The following is a 24,574-nucleotide window of genomic DNA, read 5'->3' as shown; positions in this document are numbered from 1 at the left end:
AAAGGAGGAGACCGGCCGGCGGGCCTACTCCCGCGGCAGTAGGCCCCGCGCCCGAGCGGGCGCCGGGTGCCCGGCGGCTCAGCCCTGGAACGCCCCCGGGTGGATCTGCTCACGCGTCGCGATGTACTGCTGGCGCACCGCCTGCCACGCCGGGTACTCGTCGCCCGGCTCGAAGACCTGCGCCACCGGACCCGGCCACACCGGCGGGGTGTGCGGGGCCAGCGTCCCCTGCTGCACCCCCAGCGCCCACGCGGCCTGGCGCGCCGCGCCCAGCGCCGCGTAGTCGGCCGGCGCGGGGACGACGATCTGCGTGCCGAACAGTCCCGGAGCGGCCGCCTGTACGGCGGGCAGCTCGGCCGCCGCGCCCAACAGGAACACCCGGCGGATCTCGACCCCGCGCGAACGCAGCACGTCGAGCGCGTCCGCGAGCCCGCACAGCATGCCCTCGAACGCGGCCCGGGCCAGGTGCTCCGGCTTCATCGAGTCCCGCCGCAGCCCGGACAGGGTCCCGGCGGTGTGCGGCAGGTTCGGCGTCCGCTCGCCCTCCAGGTACGGCAGGAGGACGAGCCCGTGCGCGCCCGGCGTCGACTTCAGCGCGAGCTCGGACAGCCCGTCGAGATCGGTGCCCAGCAGTTCGGCGGTGCCCCGCAGCGCCCGTACGGCATTGGAGACGTTCACCACCGGCAGGTGCATGCCGCTGGCGTCGGCCAGCGAGGTGATCAGCCCGCCCGGCTCCGACAGCGCCTCGTGGTGCACGGCCATCACCGAGCCCGAGGCGCCCAGCGAGACCACCGCGTCGCCGGGCCCGAGGCCCAGCCCGAGCGCGGCGGCCATGGTCTCCCCGGTGCCGGCGGAGATCAGCAGCCCCTCCGGTGTCATCCCGGCGGCGTCGGCCGGCCCGAGCACCTCGGGCAGCAGTGCCATGTGCCCGAGCGCCAGCTCGACCAGGTCGGGCCGGTACGAACCGGTGGCCGCCGACCAGTACCCGGTCCCCGAGGCGCCGCCGCGGTCGGTGGTCCGCCGGACCGGACGGCCCAGCAACTGCCAGACCAGCCAGTCGTGCGCGGACATCAGCACGGCGACCCGGCGGGCCGCCTCCGGCTCGGTGCGGGCCAGCCAGGCCAGCTTCGCCACCGGCTGCGCGGACTGCGGGACGGACCCGACGGCCTCGGCCCAGGCCTGCCGGCCTCCCAGCGCCTCGACGAGTTCGGCGGCGGCGACCTGGCCGCGCTTGTCGTTGCCGACCAGGGCCGGACGGACCAGGGCGCCCTGCTGGTCCAGGGCCAGCAGTCCGTGCTGCTGCGCGGACACGCCTATGGCCTGGACGCCCTCGAGGAGCCCGCCGCCGGCGGCCTCGCCGAGGGAGAGCAGCCAGGCCTGCGGGTCGGTCTCGTGGGGGTGGACGCTCTCGGGGTCGCCCGCGGGCTGTGGATGGGGCGCGTAGCCCTGGCGCAGGACGGCACCGGTCTCGGCGTCACAGACGACTATGCGAGTGAAGGCGGAAGAGCTGTCCAGCCCGGCGACTATCCCCATGCGGAGAATTCTGCCGCACGCCGGACCGGGATCCGCCGCCCGGAGGCGCCGGATCCCGGGGAACCTCCCGGCTCAGGTGTTGCTGGTGCCCCAGTCGTCCTCGAAGCCGCCGCCGCTCCGGTCGCGCAGGCTCCGGACCCGCCCGGCCAGGGAGGACGGGATCGCGTCGCCGACCTTGTCGCCCACGGCGGCGAAGGCCTTCCCGGCGTACTGCCGGCCGGTCTGCCCGGCGGTCTCGGCGGCATTGCGCACCGCCGGGTTCTGCGCGAGCCCGCGGGCGGACTTCTTCAGCTGTTCGTAACGTTCGCGCCCGGCGCGCGTCCCGAGCACGTACCCGAGGGCCAGTCCGACCACGAACGTGACCTTGTACCGCATGCCTGTCACCCTTCGTCGTGTGGTGCCCGGCCTGCTGGCGATACCGATTGGCGGAGCACCCCCCTGCTTGCGCTAATCTATGTCTCGCAGCGGGCGCTCGCCCCCCGGCAAGGCCGGAGGTGGGCTGTTCGGTGCACCGCAGCAATCCCCTGTAGCTCAATTGGCAGAGCAGCCGGCTGTTAACCGGCAGGTTACTGGTTCGAGTCCAGTCGGGGGAGCGCAGTCCCCTGTAGCTCAATTGGCAGAGCATTCGGCTGTTAACCGGAGGGTTGCTGGTTCGAGTCCAGCCGGGGGAGCGTGAAAGAAGAGGGCCCCGCGCGGGTCCTCTTCTTTTTTGCCCTGGTCCTGGAACCGGGCAGCCCTCAGAACGGTCTCCCTCAGCAGGCGAAGCCGATCATGCGAGGCATCCGAGGCAGGAGATCGTATGAGCGGCTATGCTGCGGCAGACGGCGCGCACACATGTACGCGCCACGCCGTGAAGGGGCGGTAGCTCAGCCGGTTAGAGCAGCGGACTCATAATCCGTCGGCCGTGGGTTCGAGTCCCACCCGCCCCACTGCGAGCCGCAGGTGCAGAAACGATCGCACCTGCGGCTTCGGTGTTTCTGGGGCCGGCGCTGCCCGTCGGGGCATCCCCCGGGGCGCGTGCCGGGCTAGAAGTTCTCCGTTTCGTCCGCCAGGTGGCGCAGTACGTCGTTCAGGTCCTGGCGGCGGGCGAAGGCCGCGCGTTGGCGGTGGGCGCCCGAGCCGTCGCGCAGGAGGCCGCCCAGGGTCTTGGCCGCGTGGTCGAGTTCGTCCGACGCCGCCAGTTCCGGGGCGACCAGGTCCAGCAGGGCCTCCGCCAGGTCCGCCGCCGGGAGTTCCGCGCCCGTGTACGGGTCCAGCCCGAAGCCCTCCAGCCCGTCGTGGGCCGCCCGCCAGCGCGCGAGGCGCAGTACGTCGTCCCGCAGGGCCGGTTCGGGACGCTGTTCCGCGATGTCCCGCAGGGCCGTCGCCACCAGGGCGCGGACCAGCTCGGCCTGGAGGATCGCCGTGTCGATGTCCGGGGACATGTCGGGTGCCCGGATCTCCAGCGTCGGCCAGTGCCCGGACGGGCGCAGGTCCCAGTAGACCATCTTCGTGTCAAGGGCCGCCCCGGAGCCGAGCAGGGTCTGCACCGAGCGCCGGAAGTGGGCCGTGGACGTGAAGTGCGGGGGCAGCCCGGCCGAGGGCCAGCCCGACCAGGCCATCGCCCGCCAGCTGGCGTGACCGGTGTCACGGCCGCCCCAGAACGGCGAGTTGGCGGCCAGTGCGATCAGCGTGGGCAGCCATGGTCTGACCCGGTTGGACACCGCCACCGCCGTGTCCACGTCGAGGGTGCCCACGTGGATGTGGCGGCCGCAGCTGACCAGCGTGTCGGTGAGCGCGCCGAAGCGGCGGTGCTGCTCGCGCTGGCGCGGCTCGTCGTCGGTCAGGTGCAGCGGTCCCTCCACGGCGAGGACCGGCGAGGGCGCGGCCAGCAGCCGGCAGCCGTGGGAGCGGGCCGCCCGGGCGAGGGTGCGCCGCAGGGTGGCGAGCTCCTCGCGCAGCACGGGCGCCGAGCCGGCGACCGGAGTGGCGATCTCCACCTGGTAGCGGGTGCCCTCGGGGTGCACTTCGTGGGGCAGGCCCGCAGCGGTGGCCAGGACGAGCGGGGCGGCCGGAACCACCCGGAAGGTGCGGTTGTCGACGAGGAGGAACTCCTCCTCGACGCCGACGGTCAGCGGGGCCGTGAGGGGAGTCGCGTGGACGCCGTTGTCCGCGCTGCCGGTGCTCGTGGTGCTGTTGCCAGGTTCGATCACTACGCCTCCCTGGACATACGAGTCTTTTCATCATGAGCTGAACACCACGGCGGAGCGCACGCCGATTCAGTCAAATGTCCTGTGACAGTGGCGAGTTACCGGCAAGAAACCCTCCGGCATGAGGCCGCCGGTCAGGGTGGGGCGGCTGGTGCGGGTGCGGGAAATCCACGCGGCCCGGCCCGAGGCCGGCGGTTATCATCCGCTGTGACCGGTACGAGCACCCCCACCCGACGCCCGACGCGGATATTCGCGGACCTGACCCCGCTGCGCACGTCCCCCGACTACCGCCGGCTCTGGGTCGGCAGCACCATCTCCTGGATGGGCCAGGCGATGACCTCGCTCGCGATCTCGCTCCAGGTCTACGACATCACCCGGTCGAGCTTCTCCGTCGGACTCGTCGGACTCTTCTCCCTCGTCCCGCTCGTCGTGTTCGGTCTGTACGGCGGGGCCATCGCCGACACCGTGGACCGGCGCAAGCTCGGCCTCTACAGCTCCCTCGGCCTGACCGCCCTGTCGACGGCGCTGGCCGGCGCCGCCCTGCTCGACTACCACCGGGTCTGGCTCCTCTACACGGTCGTCGCCCTCCAGGCGGTCTGCGGCGCCCTCAACGGACCCGCGCGGTCCGCGATGATCCCCCGGCTGCTGCCGGCCGAGCAGCTGCCCGCCGCCAACGCGCTGAACTCGGTGACCATGACCTCCGGGACGATGATCGGCCCGGTGCTCGGCGGAATCATCGTCGGCTGGTGGGGGTACCAGGCCGCCTACCTGATCGACGCCGTCACCTTCTTCGCCGCGCTCTACGCGGTGTGGCGGCTGCCCGCGATGCTGCCCGCCCGGGAGAACGGCAAGCGGGGACGGGCCTCCGTACTGGACGGACTGCGCTTCCTCGGTAGCCGGCCCAACATCCGGATGACGTTCTTCACGGACATGTCCGCCATGGTGCTGGCCAGCCCGCGGGCGCTGTTCCCGGCCGTCGCCGGGCTCTGGTACGGCGGCGACGCCAAGACCGTCGGCCTGCTGGTGGCCGCGCCCGCCGTCGGGGCGCTGCTGGGCGGGCTGTTCTCCGGCTGGCAGGGCCGGATCCGCCGGCACGGGCTGGCCATCCTGCTGTCCGTCGGCGGCTGGGGGCTGGCCGTGGCCGTCTTCGGGCTCACCCGGAACCTGTGGCTCGGGCTGTTCGCCCTGGCCGCGGCCGGCTGCGCCGACACCATCTCCATGGTGTTCCGCTCCACGATGATGCAGGCCGCGACCCCCGACGAGATGCGGGGCCGCCTCCAGGGCGTGTTCATCGTGGTCGTCGCGGGCGGGCCCCGGCTCGGGGACTTCCTCGCCGGGACCGCCGCCGATCTGACGTCCCCGGCCGTGGCGATCACGGGCGGCGGGCTCGCCTGCGTCCTGGTGCTGCTCCTGCTCGCCCTGCGCTGGCGCGGCTTCGCCCGCTACGACGCGAGGTCGCCGCAGGCGTGAGACGGCCCCCGGGTGGGGCGGCGGTCGGGCGAGCCGGAGCGCGCGGTGGCGCCGACGTGCGGGCGGGACGTCCGCGTCCTCGGCGCGGCCGAACAGCAGCCGGCCCCGAGCGGACGTCCGCGCGCAGCCGCAGCCGCTGCCGCTGCCGGATGCGGCGCTCCGCCTGCGCGGCCGTCACCGCCACCGAGGAGCCGCGCAGACGGCGCGGCAGCCGGCGGACCGTGACGCGGCGGCGGAGGGCCTGGGGCCGGGTGCGGCGGCAGGCCCGCGAGGCCTCGCTGGGGCAACGGGAGCCGAACCGCAGGTCATGGGCGCGGACGGCATGACGAACCGGCCGCGGAGCGCGGCGTGGGGCGCCGGTCCGCGGCGGGCTCGGACGCGGTGGCCGGCCACGGTGCCGGGCGGCGGGCAGGGTGCGCCGCGTCCGCGGCGGGATCGGACGCGGTGGGCGGTGCGTGGCGGGATCGGACGCGGTGGGCGGTGCGTGGCATGGACGGCACCGCGGACGGGGCCCTCAGGCGGGTCCTGGCGGTACCCACCGGAAGCCGCGCGGGCCGTCTGCGCGAGGGCGCCGGGTCATCCGGCGGGACCGGGCCGGGCGGGGGCGACCACGCCGCGGGCCACGCCGAGGGAGACCAGGTCCTGGGGGCGGATGCGGAGTTGGTCCGCCGTGGACGGGGCCTCGGACGCCGGGCGCTTGAGGATGGCCGCCGCCAGCTCGGGGGCGATCACCGAGAAGTAGCTGTCCGGGGTGACCCAGGTGTTGCCGGGGGCGGCCAGCGCCAGCGCCCCGCCGGAACCCCCTTCGCCGATCAGGAGGGTGGTCACCGGGACCCCGGCCGCCGCGACCGCCGCGAAGGTGTCGGCGATGGCCGCCCCGGCGCCGGAGTGTTCCGCGGCGGCGTCGTTGGCCGCACCGGGGGTGTCGACCAGGGTCAGCACCGGGACCCCGAGGCGGTCCGCGAGGCGGATCACGCGGGCCGCCGTACGGTATCCCGCCGGACGGGTCGCCGTGCCGCACTGGGCGGCGTACGCGACGGCCCGCCCCTCCCTCAGTCCGAAACCGCACAGCATGCCCGGGTCCGTGGCGCCCGCCCGGTCGCCGGAGAGGGGGAGGCGGAGCGTGAAGTACGCGTCCAGGTAGGCCTCGGCGCGCGGCCGGCCGGGGTGACGGGCCTGCCGTACGGCGTCCCAGCCGGTCGGCGGGGGCGGTACGTCCGACAGCGCCGCGGGGGGTTCGACCGGTCCGGCGGAGCGGGGCGCGGCCAGCACGCGGAGCCAGTCGGCCAGGGTCGCGGGCAGTTCTGGGGCCGGGACGACGGCGTCCACGTGTCCGGCGGCGTACTGGCCCTCGGCGGTGTACGCCGCCGGGTCCGCGTCGGCCGGCCGCACCCGGGAGCCGGCGAAGCCGACCTGCGCACCCGGGAGCGCGAGCACGACGTCCGCCCCGGCGCCGAGCGTGGCCCAGCCGCCACCGGTGGTGGGATCGCGGAGCACGGCGATCTGCGGGAGTCCGGCGGCCCGGGTCAGGACGCACTGGCGGGCCACGCGCTGGAGTTGGGTCAGCGCGAGCATGCCCTCCTGCATGCGGGAGCCGCCGGTGGCGATCAAGGACACGAGGGGGAGGCGGTGTTCGCGAGCGTGGGTGTACGCGGCTTCGAGCCGGTCTCCGGTGCGTTCGCCGAGGGAACCGCCGAGGAAGCCGAACTCGAAGGAGATCACCGTGGCTTGACGGCCGCCGATCAGGGCGGTTCCGGTGACGACGGACTCCTGCTCGCCGGTGCGCGTGGTGGCTCGGGCGCGCGAGTCGTCGTATCCGGCCCAGGTCAGAGGGCCGTCGGGGGCGCACTCCCGGTGGGGGGCGGGGAGTTCGGCGAAGCTGCCGGGGTCGGTCACGGAGGCGATGGCCGCGCGGGCCGAGAGGCGGGTCGTCGTCACGGAATCACCCTATGGGGTTACGTCAGGTCACGTCAGGCCCGTCATGGCCACGTGATCACGTCGGGCCGGTCGGATCACGTCAGGCCCGGGAGGGGGAAGGCGATCCTCAGGGCGTACGCCGCGACGAGTCCGTAGCCGAGGCGGAAGGTCCAGGCGCGGGCGCCGGGGGAGATCCTGCTGCCCGCGAAGGCGCCGAGGGCGACGAGGGTCTGCTGCCAGAGGAAGGACGCGGTGGCCACGCCGCCGAGGAAGACGGCGGCGGTGGTGGGGGTGGTGAGCGCGGCGGCCTGGGCGGTGGTGAGCGCGGCGAAGTAGAGGGCGGTGGTGGGGTTCACGGAGGTGAGGCCGACGTACCGGACGAAGGCCCGCGCCGGCCCGCCCCCGCTCCCCGGCGCGGGCGGAGCCGGAACGGCCCGGGCCCCCGACCCCGGCCGGGCCGCCGCATCCGCATCCACGTCCGCCGCATCTGCCGCAGCCGCCGACGCGTCGGCCGACGCAGACGTCGCCGCCGACGCAGCCGGGCCCGCCGACTCCGCCGCATCCGCCGCCGCCGACGCCACCCCGGCCGCCCGCGCCCCGGGCGCCGGCGGGGTCGGGGAGGGGGCGGAGCGGCGTAGGCCGTGGGCCGCGATGCAGAGGAGGATCGCCGCCGCCGCGAGACGGATCCACGCTTCGACCGGGGAGACGTGCGAGGCCACCCAGGGCCCCAGGGCCGTGGCCAGCGCCGCGTAGGCGAGGTCGACCGTGGCGACGCCCGCCGCCGCGGCCATCGCCGTGCGGCGGTGGCGTATCGCCTCCTGGAGCAGCAGCACGCTCATGGCACCCATCGGCATCGCCACGCCCAGGCCCGCGGCCGCGCCCGACAGGGCGGGGGAGAGGAATCCGTTCATGACGGGAGGGTGCAGGGCTGGGGCGCGGCCGCAGCGACGTATATCGGCCCCGGCTGCGAGAATCGCGGTATGGACCGCCTCGACAGGGAAATCCTCGGCATCCTGCAGCAGGATGCGCGGATCTCGTACCGTGACCTCGGTGTCCGCGTAGGGCTCAGTGCCAACGCCACCGCCGACCGGGTGCGCCGGATGCGGCGCGACGGGGTGATCCGGGGGTTCACCGTCATCGTGGACCCGGCCGCCGACACCCGGGGCGGGCTCGTCGTGTTCATCGACCTGGTCCTGCGGCAGGACGTCGGCAACGACGAGTTCGAGGCGAAGGTCGCCACCCTTCCGGGGATCACGGAGGTGGTGCACGTGACGGGGGAGTACGACTACCTCGTACGGGCCCGGGCCGCCGATCCCGCCGCGCTCGACGCACTGCTGCGCCGGCTCAAGCGGGAGGCCGGGGTGGCCCAGTCCAGCACCCGGATCGCGCTCCGGGCCGCCCACCGCCCGGCCGGTGCCTGAGGGCTCCGCCTTGCGCTGCACCGCATCCGACGCCGCGCGCTGATCCACCGGGGCTTACGGGACGGGACAGCCCTTGACGACCCTCCCTAGGCCCTGTCGTCAAACTGCCGTCTGCCCCGCGACGCCTGGCACGCGCTCTCGCCGCACCGGGCGAAAGCCAAGTACGTCCAGTACGCGGTCTTCCGCCCGGCGCGCCGAGAGCACGCACCAGACGCCGCGGGGCCGCCCTCCGGGCGACGACGGGAGTTTGACGACAGGGCCTAGAGGGCCGACTGCCAGCGCAGGGTCGTTCCGCGGGCTCCCGTCTGCGTGCGGCCGTCGTCGGTGACCCGCAGGCGGACGCGGGTCGGGGTCGCGTCCACGTGGACCTCTATCGACGTGACCCCCGGGCGGCGGTGGGCCGCGGCCAGGGCGCCGCGCAGGGCGGACAGGAGGTCGCCCGCCACCGGTTCCGGGAGCAGGACGTCGACCGCGCCCGCGAAGTGGACCGAGGGCTGGAAGCCCAGCAGGACCGCAGCCCCGCCCGTCTCCCGCAGGACCCGGCCGCGGAACGTCGTCGGGGCGTCGGTCGGCGGCTGCTGGAGGGCGAAGATGGCGGTGCGGACCTCCTGGATGGTGGAGTCGAGTTCGTCCACCGCCCGGCCGAGTTCGTCGCCGACGTCGTCCCCGTCCCCGGAGGGCGCGGCCGCCGAGCGCTTCTTCGTGCTCTCCAGCATCATCTCCGTCGCGAACAGCCGCTGGACCACCAGGTCGTGCAGGTCCCGCGCGATCCGGTCGCGGTCCTCGTAGACGGCCAGCTGTTCCCGGTCGTGCTGCGCGTCAGGTTCTTCACGACGTACGAACCGGGCGTCATGTCCCGGCAGGCCTGGTCCCACAGGGCGCAGGCCCACGCGGTGGCGGTGCCGTGGTTGGGCCCGGCCAGCGAGACCCAGTGGTCCACCGCGGCGCTGCCGCCGCCGAACTTCACGTACCAGCGGCCGACGAGCGAGCCCAGGGAGTGCGCCACGATGTCGACCCGGGCGGCGCCGGTCTGCCGGCGGACCTGGTCGACGTACGCGCCGAGCTGCCCGGACAGGACCTCGTTGACGGACCGGTGCGTGTCGTAACCCCAGGAGAAGAGCTCCGCGTCCGTGTACCCGGCGGTGCGCAGGTCCTCGCGCAGGCCGCCCCAGACACCCGGGTCGGCGTTGTAGCCGTGGATGAGGACGACCGGGTTGTGCGGCTGCACAGGTGTGGCGGCACGGGCGGGGAAGGGTGCGAGGAGCGCCGGGCACAGGGCGAGGAGCGCGAACAATTTCTGGCGGGGCGTCAGCATGGGGTCCCCCCTTACCGTGTTACGCGCGAGTAGCGCGGATGGTGCGCGCATCGTGGTGCCTGTCGGTACAGAAATCCACCCCCGTGCAGCACCTCCCGCCCCGTGCGGCACACCCAGCCGGAGCAGCCCAACGGGCGCTATGCCCCATTCGCCCGAGAAGATATGAAATGCAACCGGCAGCCGCCGGTCTTCTTGCGTCAGCGCTCTCGGGAGGATCTGCCGTGACCGTCAGTCTTGAGCAGTTGCGCCGCTGCCACGTCGCCGTCGACCTGGGAGCCGCCAGGACCCGCGTCTACGTCAAGGGCGCCGGCCTGGTCGTCGACGAGCCCAGCGTCGCCGCCGTCAACACCCGCACCGGTGCACTCATCGCGGTCGGGACGTTCGCCGAACGGATGACGGGCCGCACGCCCGACTACATCCGCGTGGTGCGCCCCGTCTCCGGCGGCACCGTCGTCGACATCGAGATGGCCCAGCGGATGCTGCGCCACCTGCTCGGCGAGAAGCTGCGCCGCGCCCTGCGCCGCAAGCCGCGGCTGCGGGCCGCCGCCTGCACCCCGCACGACGCCGACCCGCTCGCCCAGCGGGCCGCCGTCGAGACGATGGTCGGGCTCGGGGCCCGGCGCGTCGAGCTCGTCGACACCCTGATCGCGGCGGCCGTCGGCTGCGGACTGCCCGTGGAGCAGCCGACCGCGACGATGATCATGGTGTGCGGGGCCGCCGCCACCCAGGTCGCCGTCCTCTCCCTCGGCAACATCGTCACCGCGCAGCGGATCCCCGTCGGCGGCGAGGCCATCGACCACGCCGTCGTCCAGCACCTGCGCCACGCCCACGAGCTGATGCTGCCCAGCCAGGCCGTCCGGCCGCTCCAGCTGGCCCTGCACGGCAACGGCATCACCGACGGGGGCCCCGCCTCCACCCTCATCCACGGCCGCGACGTGGCCACCGGACTGGCCCGCTCCGTCCACGTGGACACCGCCGCCGTCCGCGACGCCATCCACACCCCGCTGACCGCCGTCCTCGACGGCATCGGCAAGGTGCTGCGCGCCTGCCCGCCCGACCTGGTCGCCGACCTGACGGACCGGGGGATCATGATGGTGGGCGGCAGCGCCCTGCTGCCGGGCCTGGACCAGATGCTGCGCGACGCCACCGGAATGCCCGTCGCCATCGCGGAGCGGCCGGACGTGTGCGCCGTCCTCGGTCTCGGCATGATGCTCGAAGGGAAGATCGCCCCGATGGTCCTCAACCCGCTGGCCGAATGACGGACGCGGCGACCGAGCCCGCCGACCCCGCGGAACGGGCCAGCCTGCCCGTACTCCTGGAGGCGGTGCTCAGCGTCGGCTCCGAACTGGAGCTGCAGACCACCCTCCAGCACATCGTGGAATCGGCGGCCGAGCTGTGCACGGCCCGGTACGGGGCGCTCGGGGTCGTCGACCCCGAGCGCCTGCGGCTGACCGAGCTGTACACGGCCGGGCTGAGCGCGGCGGAGCGTGCCGCGATCCCCCGCCTGCCCGACGGGCGTACGGGCGTGATCGGCGCGCTGATCACCGATCCGCGCCCGCTGATGCTGGAGGACCTGTCGAAGGACCCGCGCTCGGCCGGGTTCCCGCCGGGCCATCCGCCCATGCGCAGCTTCCTGGGCGTGCCGATCAGGGTCCACACGGAGGTGTTCGGCAACCTCTACCTCGCCGAGAAGCGGGGCGGCGGCCCGTTCACCGACGAGGACCTCGCACTGGTGCGGGTGCTCGCCGCCCAGGCCGGGATAGCGATCGGCAACGCCCGGCTGTACGAGACGGCGCGCCGCCGGGAGCGCTGGATCGAGGGCGCCGCCGCGGTCACCACGACCCTGCTGGCCGGCCGCCCGGCCGCCGACGCGCTGATGTGCGTGGCCGAACGGGCCCGGCTGCTCGCCGACGCGGCGGCGGGAGTGGTGCTCCAGCCGACCCCGGAGGGCGGCATGGAGATCGTGGCCGCCTCCACGCAGGGGGACGCCGGGGACCTGATCGGCACGGCCATCGCTCCCGGCTCGGCGGTCCTGGAACAACTCCTCGGCGGCGAACCGGTCTTCATCGAGGACTCGGCGACGGACCCGCGGATGACCACGCACGTGCGGGAACGATTCGGCCCGAGCATGATGCTCCCGCTCCAGAGCGGCGGCCAGCTGATCGGCACCCTCGCCCTGCCGCGGGCCCGCGGCGGTCGCCCGTACGACGCGGTGGACCGGCTGCTGGCCTCGCAGTTCGCCTCCCAGGCCGCACTGGCCCTCGTACTGGCGAACTCCGGTGACGAGACCCCGGGGGCGGTGAAGTACGCGACGTTCTGGTCGAACTGCGACGAGGTCGTCAACCCGGACGACAGCGTCCCGCTCGCCGGGGCGGCCAACACGCCGGTCGGCTGCCTCAAGCACAACGACCTGCTGGGGGACGACGCCACTTCTGCGGGTATCCGGTCCTTCCTCGCCTCCTAGGCCCTGTCGCCCGCCCCGCCACCGCCACCGCCCCCAGCCCCGGCCCCGGCCCCCGCCCTCTGCCCCTGCCCCGGGGCCGGGAAGCCCGGGGGCCTGCGCGGCCTCAGATCTCGATGCCGTCGACCGCGACGCGCTGGAGCAGGCCGTACGTGAACTCCGCCACGCACGGCCGCCCCTGCGCGGTGAACGCGAGGCGCCACCGGGTCGGCGCCGTGCCCTCCATCGGGCGCGCCGGGGCGAAGGCCCGTGCCACCTCGTCCACCGTGGCCGACCAGGGCCGCAGGTCCTGCACCGTCTCCAGTACGGGTCCCGGCGCGCCCGGGGCCCGTACCAGCCACTCGTTCCACACCGCCCCGTCCGGCGCGGCCAGCACCTCGAAGCGCAGGTCGGGCCAGAGCGGCACCGGCCACAGCAGGGCCTCGCACTCCAGGTCGCCGATCGTACGTGCGGCCGTCGACTCCGGCGGCCCGAGCACCGAGCGGTAGCGGGCCAGCGCTCCGCGCGAGCGGGGCGAGCGGACCATCGCCTGCCAGCGCTTGTTCGCCGCCCGCTGCTCCGCGAGCGAGGCGCCCAGCCGCTGCCGGGCCGCCTCTGCGAGGTCCGGCCGGAAGTCCGCCATGCGGCGCAGCAGCACCAGTTGGAAGGCGGCCGGACCGAAGGGCACCGAAGGCGTGGGCGCAGTCATGGAAACCACGATTCCACACAGGACCTCCACGAACCCGCGACATGGATGTTGCGGGGAACCGCGTAGCGTGCGGACGTCATGGACTACTGCCACGCGTGCCGGAGGCACCTCAACGGCGCCCTGGCCTGCGCCGGGTGCGGAACCCCGGTCGAGTACCTGCCGCCCGTAGTGCCCGGGGGGCCCGCCGTGCCCGCCGCTCCGTACGGCTCCGCCCCGTACGGCTCCACCGGGCCGGAGGCCGCCGATCCGTTCGCGGACTCGATCGTCGTGCTGGCCGGCGAGCACCACGGCCGGTCCGGCGCGCGGCGCCGTGCCACGCACCGCCGGCGCCGGCGGACCCTGCTGACCATCGGCCTGGGACTGACGCTCGCCGTCGGCGGCACGGTCGCGCTGGCCCGGATCGTCACCGAGGGGCAGAAGACCGACCGGGCCGCCGAGGTCGTGCTCACCGACGGGGACGGCCCGCAGGATCCGGCCCCGCTGCCGAGTGGCCACGGGACTCCCGCCGCGCCTTCGGCGCTGAAGCCGGTGAAGGCCTCCGGGGCCGCGAAGGCCGGTGCGGGCGGGACGAAGCCGGCCGCGCCCGGGACGTCCACCGAGGGGCCGACGACGGAGCCGGGTCCCTCGGGGTCGGCCTCCGCGCCGGGCAGGACGGGGCCGACGAAGGGCGCCCCCGGTCCGGGTCCGTCCGTGAAGCCGGGGCAGTCGGGGTCTGCCTCGCCGAGCGCTTCCGGGACGGCGCAGCCGCCGCCCGCTCCGGTGCCGAGCCCGAGCCCCACGCCGACCAAGGGCTGCATCCTCTGGATCTTCTGCTGACGGAGCTCCCGCCGGGGGCGGGGGACGGGCCGGGGTGGCGTCAGCCCAGCATCCGCTTGAGCAGGTCCCGAAGGACCGCCCGCTCGGCCGTGGACAGCCCGGCCAGCGGTTCGCGCGCGAAGTCCAGCGACTCGCGCAGCCGGTCCGCGGTCTGCAGGCCCTCCTCCGTCGGGGCGGCCAGCTTCACCCGGCGGTCGGCCGGGTCCGGCCTGCGCTCGACCAGGCCGCGTGACTCCAGCCGGTCCACGATGCCCGTTATGTTCGAGGGCTCGCACTTCAGCTGCTGCGCGATCCGGCGCATCGGCATCGGCTCCAGGGACAGCAGGTTCAGCACCCGGGCCTGGGCGCCGGTGAGCTGGTGGCTGGCTGCCGCGTGCTCGTACTCCTCGTGGTAGCGGGCCACGACGGAGCCGATGAGCTCGACAACCTCAAGGGTCAGGGGATCTGCGCGACGACTGGGCATGGATCCAGCGTACCCATTTGCTTGACAACATGAAATATCCAGGCGCATGGTTGTTTCACTTGATGAAGTATTCGTCGGCGCCCCGGTGCCGGCACCCTCGATTCGGGAGCCCCCATGTCTCAGATCCCCGCCGTCAGCCGCGAGTGGCACCTCGTCCGCCGTCCGCAGGGCTGGCCCGTGGCCGAGGACTTCGCCCTGCGCGAGGTCGAGGTCGCGGCCCCGGCTCCGGGCCGGATCCTGGTGCGCAACCTCCACATGTCCGTGGACCCCTACATGCGCGGCCGGATGAACGACGTGAAGTCGTACATCCCGCCCTTCCAGCTGGACAAGCCGATGGACGGCGGCGCGGTCGGCGAGATCGTTGCCTCCGCCGCCGAGGGCTTCGAGGTCGGCGACCACGTCCTGCACGGCCTGGGCTGGCGCGAGTACGCCGACCTGGACGCCAAGCACGCCACCAAGGTCGACGCCTCGCTCGCGCCGCTCTCCGCCTACCTCGGCGTGCTCGGCATGCCCGGCCTGACCGCGTACGCCGGCCTCTTCGAGGTGGCCTCCTTCAAGGAGGGCGACGCCGTCTTCGTCTCCGGCGCGGCGGGCGCGGTCGGCGGCCTCGTCGGCCAGTTCGCGAAGATCAAGGGCGCCTCCCGGGTGATCGGCTCCGCCGGTTCGGACGAGAAGGTGACGCTCCTCACGGAGAAGTACGGCTTCGACGCCGCCTTCAACTACAAGAACGGCCCCGTCGGCGAGCAGCTGAAGGAAGCCGCCCCCGAGGGCATCGACGTCTACTTCGACAACGTCGGCGGCGACCACCTGGAGGCCGCCATCTCCTCCCTGAACGTGCACGGCCGCGCCACCCTGTGCGGGGCGATCGCCCAGTACAACGCCACGGAGCCGACCCCCGGCCCGCGGAACCTGGCCCTGGTCATCGGCAAGCGGCTGCGCCTGCAGGGCGTGCTGGTCGGCGACCACGCCGGGCTCCAGCCGCAGTTCGTCCAGGACGTCGCCGGCTGGCTGCGCTCCGGTGAGCTCGTGGCCGACGAGACGGTGGTCGAGGGCGTGGAGAACGCGACCGAGGCCTTCCTCGGCATGCTGCGCGGTGAGAACACCGGAAAGATGATCGTTTCCTTCACCGGTTAGGCTCACTGCACACCGTCGTGATCGTGGGCGCGAGTCACGGCGACTACCAGGAGGATCTCTTCACATGTCCATCCAGCAGTCCGACGTCGTCTACACCGCTGTCGCCACCGCCGAGAACGGCCGTGACGGCCGTGTGGCCACCAACGACGGTCAGCTCGACGTCGTCGTGAACCCGCCGAAGGAAATGGGCGGCAGCGGCGCCGGCACCAACCCGGAGCAGCTGTTCGCCGCCGGCTACAGCGCCTGCTTCCAGGGCGCCCTCGGTGTCGTCGCCCGCAACGAGAACGCCGACGTCTCCGGTGCGACGGTCACCGCCGAGGTCGGCATCGGCAAGAACGACGAGGGCTTCGGCATCATCGTCAAGATCTCCGCCGTGATCCCGAACGTGGACGCCGCCACCGCCAAGGACCTGATCGAGAAGGCCCACCAGGTCTGCCCGTACTCCAAGGCGACCCGCGGCAACATCACGGTCGAGCTCGCCGTCTGATCCGGCTCGCGCTCAGCGGAGGCCGCCCCCGGTCCGGGGGCGGCCTTCGCCGTAAGCTGTGCCCATGCGTGATCTTGCGGGGGGATTCGGCCATCTGCTGGCCGGACAGAGGTGGGTGTTCCGTAACGGACGGTGGCTGGGCTTCGGCCTGCTGCCCGGGCTGCTCGCGCTGGTGCTGTACGCCGGCGCACTCGTCGGGCTCGGCTACGGCGCCGACGACCTGACGGCCTGGGCGACGCCCTTCGCGGACGACTGGGGATCCCCCTGGCTCGGACTCTTCCGGGGCTTCCTGACCGCCCTCGTCTTCTGCCTGGGCCTCTTCGTCGCCGTGATCACCTTCACCGCGGTGACCCTGCTCATCGGCCAGCCGTTCTACGAGTCCCTCTCGGAGCAGGTCGACCGCAGCGTCGGCGGTGACGCCCCCGAATCAGGGCTGCCGCTGGCCCGGGAGCTGTGGATCTCGGCGCGGGACAGCATCAAGGTGCTCGTCCGGGTGCTGCTGTACGGGGTCCTGCTCTTCGCGCTCGGCTTCATCCCCGTCGTCGGACAGACCGTGATCCCGGCGATCGGGTTCTGCGTGTCCGGCTTCTTCCTGACCGAGGAACTCACCGCCGTGGCGCTCCAGCGCCGCGAGGTGGAGCTGAAGGACCGGCTCGCCCTGCTGCGCGGACGCCGCGCGATGGCGCTCGGCTTCGGCGTACCGCTGGTGCTGGCGTTCCTGGTGCCGCTGGTCGCGGTGTTCCTGATGCCGGGTGCCGTGGCCGGGGCCACGCTCATGGTCCGCGAACTGCGCGGCGAGGACGAGGAGCAGGCCGCCGGGGACGGGTCCGAGGAGCCCGAGGGGGCGGCCCGGCCCGGCCATCCGGCGCAGCCGCACCAGCAGTCCCCGTACCAGCAGTCCCCGCACCCCCAGTCCCCGTACCAGCAGCCCCCGTACGCGGCGCCGCAGGGCGGGTCCGCCCACCCGGGGCCGTACGCCGCCGGGCCCCGGTACCCCGCGCCGCAGCAGAACCCGTACGCGCAGCAGCCCCCGCAGTATCCGGGCGGCGGAGCGGCCGGCGGCCCCGGTCCCGCGTCGAACCCGTACCGGTGACCCGCTGTCCCGCGTCTAGCGCCTGAGCAGGGTGATCGCCCCGGCCGTGTCCTCGCCGGAGTGGGCCTCCGGGGCGGCGTCCAGCCGGCGCCGCATCAGGTCCAGGTAAGGGGTCAGCAGCTCCGCGCTGACGCCCTGCTCCGCGGCGGTGCGCAGCAGGGTGCCGCTGCCGGCGACCTGCATGGCCAGGTTCGACACGACGCCGGTGGTGAAGTCGCGGGAGGTCAGCCGGTCGGCCGCGTTGTCCACGAAGAACCCCATCGCGCCGAGCCACTCCGACAGCAGCGGCGCCAGGTCCTTCGGGGCGATGTCCTCGCCCTCGATCAGCGCGAAAGCGTGCGAGATCCCGGCGAACAGCCCGTACATCCCGCTCAGCAGGGCCACGTCGTACAGCGCGGCGTGGCCGGGGTCCTCGCCGACGAAGCGCGCTCCGGCCGGGACCTCCAGGGTGCTGCGGTGCGCGTCGAACAGCGCTCGCGAGCCGCTGTAGAACACGTACGCGCCGGACGCGGGGACGCCGATCATCACCGGGGTGCCCATGATCCCGCCGTCCGTGAACCGGGCTCCGCGCGCCTGTGCCCAGGCGGCGCGCTCCCGGCCCTCGCCGGGCGTCCCGGTGGTGAGGTTGACCAGGTCCTTGCCGGTCAGGTCGACGCCCTCCAGGGTCTGGCCGACGCTCGCGTCGTCCAGCAGGCAGAGCACGACGAGGTCGCCCGCCGCCACCGCCTCGACGGGGCTCGCGGCGACGACGGCGCCTTCGGCGGCGAGGGCTGCGGCCTTTGCGGGCGTGCGGTTCCAGACGGTGAGGGGGTGCCCGGCGGCGAGCCAGGTGCGGGCCAGCGCGGTGCCCATGTCGCCGAGGCCGAGGAGGGTGAGCGGACGCTTCGGAACGTTGTCGTAGGTCATGGCGTTGAGCCTGGTGGCAGGATGTGTGGTGCTCAAGTACGCACTTGGGAGTGGGTGGTTACCCCCAGGTGAGCGAGCAGGCGGGGAGGGGTGCGTGATGCAGGTGACGCGGAGGCCGGGGGCGGACCACTGCGGTGTGGCAGCGGCGATGGCCGTGATCGACGGCAAATGGAAGGTCTCGCTCCTTTGGGAGCTGGAGCAGAGGCCGCGCCGATTCGGGGAACTGCGCCGCCTGGTTCCGGGCATCTCGGAGAAGGTGCTCGCGGCCCAGCTGCGCGAGCTGGAGACGGACGGCATCGTCCACCGTGAGGTGTACGACGAGGTCCCGCCGCGCGTCGAGTACTCGCTGACCCCGCTGGGCCGGGAACTGAACACGGCGCTGACGTCGCTCGGCGCATGGGGCACCAAGCACCGCCTCCCGGCCTGATCGCCTCCCGGCCTGATCGGCAGGGCATCCCTAGCCCTGGGCGCGAGGTTCCACCCAGAGGGCCTCGGCGAGGGCGCACAGGTCACCGTCGGCGGTGGCCAGGGCGGTGCCCACGCGGTACTTGCGGCCCTCGCTGCCCAGCAGCCAGGCGTACGAGACGAGGCCCTCGCCCACCGGCACCGGCCGCAGCAGCCGCGCGGTCAGGGCGGCGGTGACCGCCCCGGGCCGCCGGTCGTCGAGCAGCCTGCCGGCCGCGTTGCCCGGGCAGTCCAGGGCGCCCCACACCAGCTCGGGCGGCAACAGCCCCTCCGCGTCACCGAGTCCGGGACCGGGGGTCCAGGCGGCGGCGACGACCGCGCTGCCGGGCACCCGGCCGCAGTGCAGCCGCAGCCCGGTGTCGGGCGTGCGGTGCAGGCCGCAGCCGAAACAGTCGACCATCCCGTCCGGCGGGACGGCCCGGTACGCATCGGCCGCCGCCGAAGCCTGCTCCCAGGACGGGGCCGCGGGAGCCTCCACGGCCGGTTCGGCGGGGCTCGCCGCCGCCAGCAGCAGCTCGCCGTCCACCAGCTCCACGCCGCCACCCGCCGTCGGGACGAGCCGGACCGGCGCCTGGGTGGGCACCGGCCGGCGGAAGTCCACCCGTACGGTCTTCGCTGCGGCCCGCGCCGCCAGCACCCCGGCCACGTAGCCGCCGAAGGCCACCCCGGGATATCCGCTGAGGTGGGCCGGAACCGTGATCGTCTCGAAGTCGGTCATGCCCGCCACCTCATCACACGGGCCGTCCGCGGCACAGGGCTGGGCGCGGGAGCCCGCAACTATCGCGGCCGCCCGGTCGTCCTCCATCCTGGAGGAGCGCACCGCGCGCAGGGGTTTCGGAGGTGGCCGGATGGCCGAACAGCCTTGGGGGCAGCCGTACCCGGTCCGCCCGCAGCAGCAGCCGTACGGGCAGCCGTGGCAGCACGCGCACATGCCGCAGTCCGCGATGCGCGCCTCGCACACCGACCGCGACCGGACGGTGGACGTGCTCAAGGCCGCCTACGCGGAGGGCCGGCTCACCCGGGAGGAGTACGGGCAGCGCTTCGACGCGGTGTACGGGGCACAGACGTACGGCCAGCTCGCGCAGCTGGTCGCGGACCTGCCGGCCGGGCCGGTGGCGGTCCCCTTCGGCGCGGCCGTGCCCGCGCTGCCACCGGCCTACGGGCCACCGCCGATGCCGATGCCCGTACCGCACCGTCCGGTCAACGGGATGGCGATCGCCTCGCTCGCGCTCGGCGTGCTGAGCCTGCCGACGCTCGGCCTCGCGGGCCTCGGCGCCGTGATCACCGGGCACATCGCCAAGGCGCAGATCCGCGCCCGCGGTGACGAGGGCACCGCTCCCGCGACGATCGGCCTGGTGCTCGGCTGGCTGTCGCTGGGAGGCTGGGTGCTGCTCTTCGTCCTCGCCGGGTTCGGCGTCCTCGACTGACGACCGACGACGGGCGGCGGACAGACGGGCGGCCGGCGGACGACCGGCGGCGGACGACGGGCGAATGGCGGGCCGGCGGCGCCGCGGCCGTCAGGGGGCGACGTCCGCCGTCACCACACAGGCCGTACGGTCGTCCGCCTCGGCCAGCAGCGCGCCGCCCGGGGCCCACAGCGCGGCGCGCCCGCAGCCGGTCCACGGGCCCGACGGACCCACGTGGTTGCCGAGGACGACGTACAGGCCGTGCTCCCCGGCGATCCCGGGGTACACGGTCGCCCGCTCCCGGATCCCGTCGCCCGTCCCGTACAGGGAACTCGCCAGGTGGACCCGGCAGCCGTCCGCCGCCGCGCCGGCGGTGAGCTCCGGGAAGTGGTTGTCGTAGCAGACGCCGAGCGAGAAGCGGATCCCGCCGAGCGTGAAGCGGCCCGGGCCCTCCCCGGCCGTGAAGGCCCCCTGCTCGTGCCGGTACAGGTGCCGCTTCGCGTACGTCGTCACATGCGCGCCGTCCGCCCCGTACACCAGCGTCGCGATGGCGGGCAGCGGACCGGGGGTCCGCAGCGCGACGTTGACGGCGACGGCGATGCCGGCGGACCGCAGCGGATCCAGCCGGGTGTCGTCGGCGTCCGCCATCCACAGACTGGGGTCGGCGGCCAGGGCCTCCAGCTCGTAGCCGGTGAGCGTGAACTCGGGGAACACGACGAGTTCGGCGCCCTGCGCCCGGGCCTCGGCGGCGAGCGCGACGCTGCGCCGCGTGTTGGCGTGGACGTCGGCCGGGACGCAGGTGAGCTGCGCTGCTGCGATCTTCACGACCTCAGCATGCCAGCGCGGCCGGGGCCCCCGGTGGGCGGCCCGGGGCGGGAGCCGGCAGGGGGCTCGACGTGGCGGCGCAGCGGAGTGATGCTGTAACAGCCCGCGTATTCGCCGGAGTTGACGGAGGGCCGGCTGATGCCCGACTGGATCCGACCGGTCCTCGCCGCTGCCTTCCTGGTCGTGTCGTACCGCGTGGTGCGCACCAGCGGCGCCGGACTGCGGGTGGCGGTGCTCCTCATGGCCGCCCTCAACGCGGGCGTGCTGTGGCTGCTCGCGTCCACCGCGCCGCCGTGGACCGTCGCGGCGGTCGCCCTCGTCTCCCTGGCGGCCGCGGTGCACGGTCTGCTGACGGCGATGCGGACCCTGGTGGCCGGGATCAGGCGGGTCGACACCGAAACCCTCCGGGGGCTGATCCGGCAGGCGGCGGACGCCGCCGGCCCGCAGGTCCTGGGCGTGTGCGTGATGTTCAGCGGTTCGCTGGCGCTGACCGCCTTCGCCGACGACGCCCATCCGGAGGGCCGCCAGTTCCACCTGCCGCCGGGGGGGGACTGCCCGTTCTGCCTGGTGGAGGAGCAGATCCGGGACTTCCTCGGCCCGGCGGACCCGCTGCTCGCCGCGTACCGCACCCATCTGGGAGCGGGCAGCAGCCGCCACCTCCTCGTCAAGCGGCGCTCGGAGCGGGAGCCCTGGACGGGACGCCTGCGCGACCGCGTCTACTACCGGGTCCCCGGCCCGTCCCGCCGCCCGCCCTGCCCCGTCCACGACGCCCTGCTGGGGCGCCCCTGAGGTGCCTGCGGCCCGCGGAGCCATGAACCGGACCGGGGGCGCCCGGACACCAGCCCACGGTCCCCATGGCCCTCCCCGTCAGCGGGGCGGCTCGGCCGCCGTCACCTGGCGGTGCGCCAGCTCCGCGAGCCGGGCCTGTCCGTCCTTGCCCGGGTGGAACCAGTCCCAGCGGCTCAACTGGTCCGCGGAGAAGGGGTACTGGAACACCGCGCCGCCGTCGTAGCGGCACAGCGCGTCCTTGGCGCAGACCTCACGGAGCACCTCGTTGTACTCGACGACACGCGCCCGCACCTGCTCGCGCCGGGACGTCGCCCCGGTCGCCGCCGACAGCGGGTCCGCCAGCATCGACTGACAGATCCCCAGCTTCCAGATCTGCCGCACCATCGGGCTGTCCTTGCCCTGCTCCCACAGCCGCTGCAGGTCCGGCACGCTGGAGACGTACACCTCGGACGCGGGCGAGGCCGCCCGCAGGCCGGCGAGGGCCTTCTCGAACCCCGCCCGGAACTCCGCCACCGGCGTCATCGACGAAGCCAGCGGGCGGCAGGCGTCGTTCGATCCCACCATCACCGTGACCAGGTCGGGCTTGTGCTCCGAGGCCGCGGCCAGCTGCCCCGCCAGGTCCGCCATCCGGGAGCCCGTCACCGCGAGGTTCCAGCTGCGCTCCGGCACCCCGGCCTCCCCGAGCAGCCGTGCGGCGAGGGATCGCACCGCGGGGTCGTTTCCGGTGGCCCAGGAGACCTCCGGGCAGTCCGCCAGCACCGAACAGGCGTCGAAACCCCGCGTGATGGAGTCGCCGACGGCGGCGATCGAGGTGGGCGCGGTGTTCCAGCGCGGCCCGGCCTGCGCCCCCCGCTCACCCTCCGTGGCCGACCCGCCCGACTGACACCCGGTCAGCACCCCGGCCAGGACGACGATCGTCGCGCCTGCTCCGGCGAGTGACCGGCGCGCGCGGCGTCGCGGGGCGGTGGTGCGCATCGGGTGGTTCCCTCCTCGTCGCCCCACGTCCTCCGGGGGCGTCCTGCTGAGTGAAAGCTCGGTGTTTGGCGGCCTCGGACCGACCGTACGTCACACCATGACCCCTGGCGCACGGTAGCTTTTTCCCGTGGCGTTTCGGCCGCAGGTCCCGTTGCGCAATGTCAAAAAATTTCCGTTACATTACATCACGTCACATTCTGTCCGTTTTCTGGAGTTTATTCCCGACCTCGTCCCACACTGGAGGTCCCGGTGACGACACGTGGAGTTCTGTACGTGCATTCCGCACCGCGCGCGCTCTGCCCGCACGTGGAATGGGCCGTTGCGGGCGTGCTCGGGGTGCGGGTGAACCTCGACTGGATCCGGCAGCCCGCCTCACCCGGCACCTGGAGAGCCGAGTTCTCCTGGCAGGCCGAAGCCGGCACCGCGTCGAAGCTCGCCTCCGCGCTGCGCGGCTGGCACCTGCTGCGCTTCGAGGTGACCGCGGAACCCTGCCCCACCGCCGAGGGCGAGCGCTACAGCTCCACCCCGGAGCTCGGCATCTTCCACGCCGTCACCGGCATGCACGGCGACATCCTGATCCCCGAGGACCGGCTGCGTGCCGCCCTGGCCCGGTCCGCGCTCGGCGAGACCGACCTGGAGGCGGAGATCGCCAAACTGCTCGGCAAGCCCTGGGACGACGAGCTGGAGCCCTTCCGCTACGCGGGCGAGGGCGCCCCGGTCCGCTGGCTGCACCAGGTGGTCTGAGGGCTGTCCCGCAATCCGCCGCGCACCCGCCGGGGATCGCGGGACGACCCTCGGCCCCGACCCACGCACAGCCCTCGGCCCCGACCCACGCTCCGCCCTCGGCCCGGGCCCATGCAGAAGGCCCACCCGGTGGACTCCGGGTGGGCCTCGTGCATGTGCGGGCGGGCGTCAGACGTCAGACACTGCGGAACGCCAGGGTGACGTTGTGGCCGCCGAAGCCGAACGAGTTGTTGATCGCGGAGATCCGGCCGTCGGCCGGCAGCTTGCGCGGCTCGCCGACGACGATGTCCGCGTCGATGTCCTCGTCGAGCTCGTCGACGTTGATGGTCGCCGGGGCCAGCCGGTGGTACAGCGCGAGCACGGTCGCGACGGTCTCGATACCGCCGGCGCCGCCCAGCAGGTGACCGGTCATCGACTTGGTCGCGGAGATCGCGATGTGGTCGAGGTCGTCGCCCAGGACCTTGCGCAGGGCCTTCAGCTCGGCCGTGTCGCCCTGCGGGGTCGAGGTGGCGTGCGCGTTCACGTGGACCAGCTCGGCGGGGTCGAGACCCGTGTTGTCGAGCAGGTTCTGCACCGCGGCCGCGACACCGCGGCCCGTCGGCTCCGGCTGCGCGATGTGGTGGCTGTCCGCGGACAGACCCTGGCCCAGCACCTCGCAGTAGACCCGGGCGCCGCGCGCGGCGGCGTGCTCGGCGGACTCCAGGATGACGACGCCCGCGCCCTCGCCGAGGACGAAGCCGTCACGGGCCTTGTCGTACGGGCGGGAGGCCTGCTCGGGGTTCTCGTTGTTCTTGGACATCGCCATCATGTTGGCGAACGCGGCGATGGGCAGCGGGTGGATCGCCGCCTCGGTGCCGCCCGCGACGACCACGTCGGCGCGGCCGGTACGGATCATCTCGACGGCGTAGCCGATGGCCTCGGCGCCGGAGGCGCAGGCGCTGACCGGGGTGTGCACGCCCGCCTGGGCGTTGACCTCCAGGCCGACGTTGGCCGACGGGCCGTTCGGCATGAGCATGGGGACGGTGTGCGGGGAGACCCGGCGCACGCCCTTTTCCTTCAGTACGTCGTACTGGTCGAGCAGGGTGGTGACGCCGCCGATACCGGAGGCGATCACGGTGCCCAGGCGTTCGGGCGCGATGGACGCGTCCTCGCCCGCCGGGGCGGTGTAGCCGGCATCGGCCCAGGCCTCACGGGCGGCGATGACGGCGAACTGGGCCGAGCGGTCCAGCTTGCGGGCCAGCGGGCGCGGAAGGACCTCGCTGGGGTCCACGGCGACCGGGGCGGCGATACGGACCGGGAGTTCGGCGAACCGCTCGCCCTCGAGGGGCTTGACGCCGGAACGACCGGCGAGCAGACCTTCCCAGGTCGAAGCGCTGTCGCCACCCAGCGGAGTGGTTGCGCCGATACCGGTGACGACCACGGTGCGATTGGTCGGGCTCACAGGAATTCTTTCTCCACGTCTCAGGGGGTGCTGAAT

24 protein-coding genes, 3 tRNA genes and 2 pseudogenes are annotated in these 24,574 nt (G+C 73.9%); 15 read left to right on the top strand and 14 right to left on the bottom strand.

Annotated elements, in window-relative coordinates; all coding sequences use genetic code 11:
- Positions 1-78 precede the first annotated feature (78 nt).
- Together ACIPK4_RS01945 and ACIPK4_RS01940 are read right to left on the bottom strand one after the other, a co-directional pair.
- Positions 79-1,533, bottom strand: coding sequence for an FGGY family carbohydrate kinase (locus ACIPK4_RS01945; protein WP_402308560.1), 1,455 nt, complete (start codon positions 1,531-1,533; stop codon positions 79-81).
- A gap of 72 nt (positions 1,534-1,605) precedes the next feature.
- Entirely contained in the window at positions 1,606-1,908 is a 303-nt protein-coding gene (locus ACIPK4_RS01940; protein WP_402308557.1) for a YtxH domain-containing protein, read from the bottom strand.
- Between the two features lie 145 nt (positions 1,909-2,053).
- On the opposite strand from ACIPK4_RS01940, the gene ACIPK4_RS01935 reads away from it, so the two are divergent.
- The 3 genes from ACIPK4_RS01935 to ACIPK4_RS01925 all read left to right on the top strand — a co-directional run bounded on the left by ACIPK4_RS01935 (position 2,054) and on the right by ACIPK4_RS01925 (position 2,462).
- Positions 2,054-2,126, top strand: a tRNA-Asn gene (locus tag ACIPK4_RS01935).
- A 5-nt stretch (positions 2,127-2,131) separates the two neighbouring features.
- Positions 2,132-2,204 (top strand) — tRNA-Asn (locus tag ACIPK4_RS01930).
- 184 nt (positions 2,205-2,388) lie between these two features.
- Positions 2,389-2,462 (top strand) — tRNA-Ile (locus tag ACIPK4_RS01925).
- Between the two features lie 96 nt (positions 2,463-2,558).
- Here the strand turns inward: ACIPK4_RS01925 and ACIPK4_RS01920 are convergent.
- Complete coding sequence (locus tag ACIPK4_RS01920) at positions 2,559-3,725, bottom strand: glutamate--cysteine ligase (protein ID WP_402308556.1); 1,167 nt, start codon at positions 3,723-3,725, stop codon at positions 2,559-2,561.
- A gap of 204 nt (positions 3,726-3,929) precedes the next feature.
- On the opposite strand from ACIPK4_RS01920, the gene ACIPK4_RS01915 reads away from it, so the two are divergent.
- A complete protein-coding gene (locus tag ACIPK4_RS01915) occupies positions 3,930-5,192 on the top strand; it encodes an MFS transporter (protein ID WP_402308553.1) in 1,263 nt (420 codons plus the stop codon).
- A 576-nt stretch (positions 5,193-5,768) separates the two neighbouring features.
- Here ACIPK4_RS01915 and ACIPK4_RS01910 read toward each other — a convergent pair.
- Positions 5,769-7,130 carry a carboxyl transferase domain-containing protein gene (locus ACIPK4_RS01910; RefSeq protein WP_402308551.1) on the bottom strand — a complete coding sequence of 454 codons (1,362 nt, stop codon included), beginning with the start codon at positions 7,128-7,130 and terminating at the stop codon, positions 5,769-5,771.
- A 74-nt stretch (positions 7,131-7,204) separates the two neighbouring features.
- The gene (locus tag ACIPK4_RS01905; protein WP_402308548.1) at positions 7,205-8,020 is read right to left on the bottom strand and encodes a hypothetical protein; all 816 of its coding nucleotides are present in this window, start codon (positions 8,018-8,020) and stop codon (positions 7,205-7,207) included.
- 69 nt (positions 8,021-8,089) lie between these two features.
- Between ACIPK4_RS01905 and ACIPK4_RS01900 the strand changes: the two genes are divergently transcribed.
- A complete protein-coding gene (locus ACIPK4_RS01900; protein WP_054222892.1) occupies positions 8,090-8,530 on the top strand; it encodes an Lrp/AsnC family transcriptional regulator in 441 nt (146 codons plus the stop codon).
- A gap of 260 nt (positions 8,531-8,790) precedes the next feature.
- On the opposite strand, the pseudogene ACIPK4_RS01895 reads toward ACIPK4_RS01900, so the two are convergent.
- Both ACIPK4_RS01895 and ACIPK4_RS01890 read right to left on the bottom strand, forming a co-directional pair.
- Positions 8,791-9,351: pseudogene (locus ACIPK4_RS01895) on the bottom strand (sensor histidine kinase); the annotation flags it as partial.
- Positions 9,246-9,845, bottom strand: coding sequence for an esterase/lipase family protein (locus ACIPK4_RS01890; protein ID WP_402308545.1), 600 nt, complete (start codon positions 9,843-9,845; stop codon positions 9,246-9,248). The pseudogene ACIPK4_RS01895 and the gene ACIPK4_RS01890, both read right to left, overlap by 106 nt.
- A 221-nt stretch (positions 9,846-10,066) precedes the next feature.
- On the opposite strand from ACIPK4_RS01890, the gene ACIPK4_RS01885 reads away from it, so the two are divergent.
- Together ACIPK4_RS01885 and ACIPK4_RS01880 are read left to right on the top strand one after the other, a co-directional pair.
- Positions 10,067-11,104, top strand: coding sequence for a rod shape-determining protein (locus ACIPK4_RS01885; RefSeq protein WP_054222894.1), 1,038 nt, complete (start codon positions 10,067-10,069; stop codon positions 11,102-11,104).
- A pseudogene (locus ACIPK4_RS01880) lies at positions 11,101-12,123 on the top strand (GAF domain-containing protein); the annotation flags it as partial. The gene ACIPK4_RS01885 and the pseudogene ACIPK4_RS01880, both read left to right, overlap by 4 nt.
- A 289-nt stretch (positions 12,124-12,412) precedes the next feature.
- On the opposite strand, the gene ACIPK4_RS01875 reads toward ACIPK4_RS01880, so the two are convergent.
- Entirely contained in the window at positions 12,413-12,994 is a 582-nt protein-coding gene (locus ACIPK4_RS01875; protein WP_376194271.1) for a hypothetical protein, read from the bottom strand.
- A gap of 78 nt (positions 12,995-13,072) precedes the next feature.
- Between ACIPK4_RS01875 and ACIPK4_RS01870 the strand changes: the two genes are divergently transcribed.
- A complete protein-coding gene (locus tag ACIPK4_RS01870) occupies positions 13,073-13,810 on the top strand; it encodes a hypothetical protein (protein WP_402308541.1) in 738 nt (245 codons plus the stop codon).
- A 40-nt stretch (positions 13,811-13,850) separates the two neighbouring features.
- Here the strand turns inward: ACIPK4_RS01870 and ACIPK4_RS01865 are convergent, their stop codons facing one another.
- Positions 13,851-14,273 carry a MarR family winged helix-turn-helix transcriptional regulator gene (locus tag ACIPK4_RS01865; RefSeq protein WP_054222898.1) on the bottom strand — a complete coding sequence of 141 codons (423 nt, stop codon included), beginning with the start codon at positions 14,271-14,273 and terminating at the stop codon, positions 13,851-13,853.
- Between the two features lie 114 nt (positions 14,274-14,387).
- Between ACIPK4_RS01865 and ACIPK4_RS01860 the strand changes: the two genes are divergently transcribed.
- The 3 genes from ACIPK4_RS01860 (at position 14,388) to ACIPK4_RS01850 (ending at position 16,987) form a co-directional block, all read left to right on the top strand.
- Positions 14,388-15,407: an NADP-dependent oxidoreductase gene (locus ACIPK4_RS01860; protein ID WP_402308538.1), complete on the top strand. Its 1,020-nt coding sequence runs from the start codon at positions 14,388-14,390 to the stop codon at positions 15,405-15,407.
- A 64-nt stretch (positions 15,408-15,471) separates the two neighbouring features.
- Positions 15,472-15,894, top strand: a complete 423-nt coding sequence (locus tag ACIPK4_RS01855) for an organic hydroperoxide resistance protein (protein WP_054222900.1) — start codon at positions 15,472-15,474, stop codon at positions 15,892-15,894.
- Between the two features lie 64 nt (positions 15,895-15,958).
- A complete protein-coding gene (locus ACIPK4_RS01850) occupies positions 15,959-16,987 on the top strand; it encodes an EI24 domain-containing protein (protein ID WP_402308534.1) in 1,029 nt (342 codons plus the stop codon).
- Between the two features lie 15 nt (positions 16,988-17,002).
- Here the strand turns inward: ACIPK4_RS01850 and ACIPK4_RS01845 are convergent, their stop codons facing one another.
- A complete protein-coding gene (locus tag ACIPK4_RS01845) occupies positions 17,003-17,893 on the bottom strand; it encodes an NAD(P)-dependent oxidoreductase (protein WP_402308528.1) in 891 nt (296 codons plus the stop codon).
- A 97-nt stretch (positions 17,894-17,990) separates the two neighbouring features.
- On the opposite strand from ACIPK4_RS01845, the gene ACIPK4_RS01840 reads away from it, so the two are divergent.
- Positions 17,991-18,320, top strand: coding sequence for a helix-turn-helix domain-containing protein (locus tag ACIPK4_RS01840; protein WP_054222902.1), 330 nt, complete (start codon positions 17,991-17,993; stop codon positions 18,318-18,320).
- Between the two features lie 30 nt (positions 18,321-18,350).
- On the opposite strand, the gene ACIPK4_RS01835 is transcribed toward ACIPK4_RS01840, so the two are convergent.
- Positions 18,351-19,076: a hypothetical protein gene (locus ACIPK4_RS01835; protein ID WP_402308522.1), complete on the bottom strand. Its 726-nt coding sequence runs from the start codon at positions 19,074-19,076 to the stop codon at positions 18,351-18,353.
- A 130-nt stretch (positions 19,077-19,206) separates the two neighbouring features.
- Between ACIPK4_RS01835 and ACIPK4_RS01830 the strand changes: the two genes are divergently transcribed.
- A complete protein-coding gene (locus ACIPK4_RS01830) occupies positions 19,207-19,785 on the top strand; it encodes a DUF1707 and DUF4190 domain-containing protein (RefSeq protein WP_402308519.1) in 579 nt (192 codons plus the stop codon).
- A 90-nt stretch (positions 19,786-19,875) separates the two neighbouring features.
- On the opposite strand, the gene ACIPK4_RS01825 is transcribed toward ACIPK4_RS01830, so the two are convergent.
- Positions 19,876-20,589, bottom strand: coding sequence for a carbon-nitrogen hydrolase family protein (locus tag ACIPK4_RS01825; RefSeq protein ID WP_402308516.1), 714 nt, complete (start codon positions 20,587-20,589; stop codon positions 19,876-19,878).
- 138 nt (positions 20,590-20,727) lie between these two features.
- Here ACIPK4_RS01825 and ACIPK4_RS01820 point away from each other — a divergent pair, with 138 nt between their 5' ends.
- Positions 20,728-21,378, top strand: coding sequence for a hypothetical protein (locus ACIPK4_RS01820; protein ID WP_402308513.1), 651 nt, complete (start codon positions 20,728-20,730; stop codon positions 21,376-21,378).
- A 78-nt stretch (positions 21,379-21,456) separates the two neighbouring features.
- Here the strand turns inward: ACIPK4_RS01820 and ACIPK4_RS01815 are convergent, their stop codons facing one another.
- Positions 21,457-22,353 carry an SGNH/GDSL hydrolase family protein gene (locus ACIPK4_RS01815; RefSeq protein ID WP_402308510.1) on the bottom strand — a complete coding sequence of 299 codons (897 nt, stop codon included), beginning with the start codon at positions 22,351-22,353 and terminating at the stop codon, positions 21,457-21,459.
- Between the two features lie 249 nt (positions 22,354-22,602).
- On the opposite strand from ACIPK4_RS01815, the gene ACIPK4_RS01810 reads away from it, so the two are divergent.
- Positions 22,603-23,097, top strand: coding sequence for a DUF3145 domain-containing protein (locus ACIPK4_RS01810; RefSeq protein WP_054222907.1), 495 nt, complete (start codon positions 22,603-22,605; stop codon positions 23,095-23,097).
- A gap of 175 nt (positions 23,098-23,272) precedes the next feature.
- Here ACIPK4_RS01810 and fabF read toward each other — a convergent pair whose 3' ends face one another.
- Positions 23,273-24,538, bottom strand: coding sequence for a beta-ketoacyl-ACP synthase II (gene fabF, locus ACIPK4_RS01805; RefSeq protein WP_402308508.1), 1,266 nt, complete (start codon positions 24,536-24,538; stop codon positions 23,273-23,275).
- Positions 24,539-24,574 lie beyond the last annotated feature (36 nt).

It is taken from the genome of Streptomyces sp. NPDC086989, from assembly GCF_044745505.1.
Lineage (GTDB): Bacteria > Actinomycetota > Actinomycetes > Streptomycetales > Streptomycetaceae > Streptomyces.
This window is presented reverse-complemented; position numbering and strand designations above follow the sequence as displayed.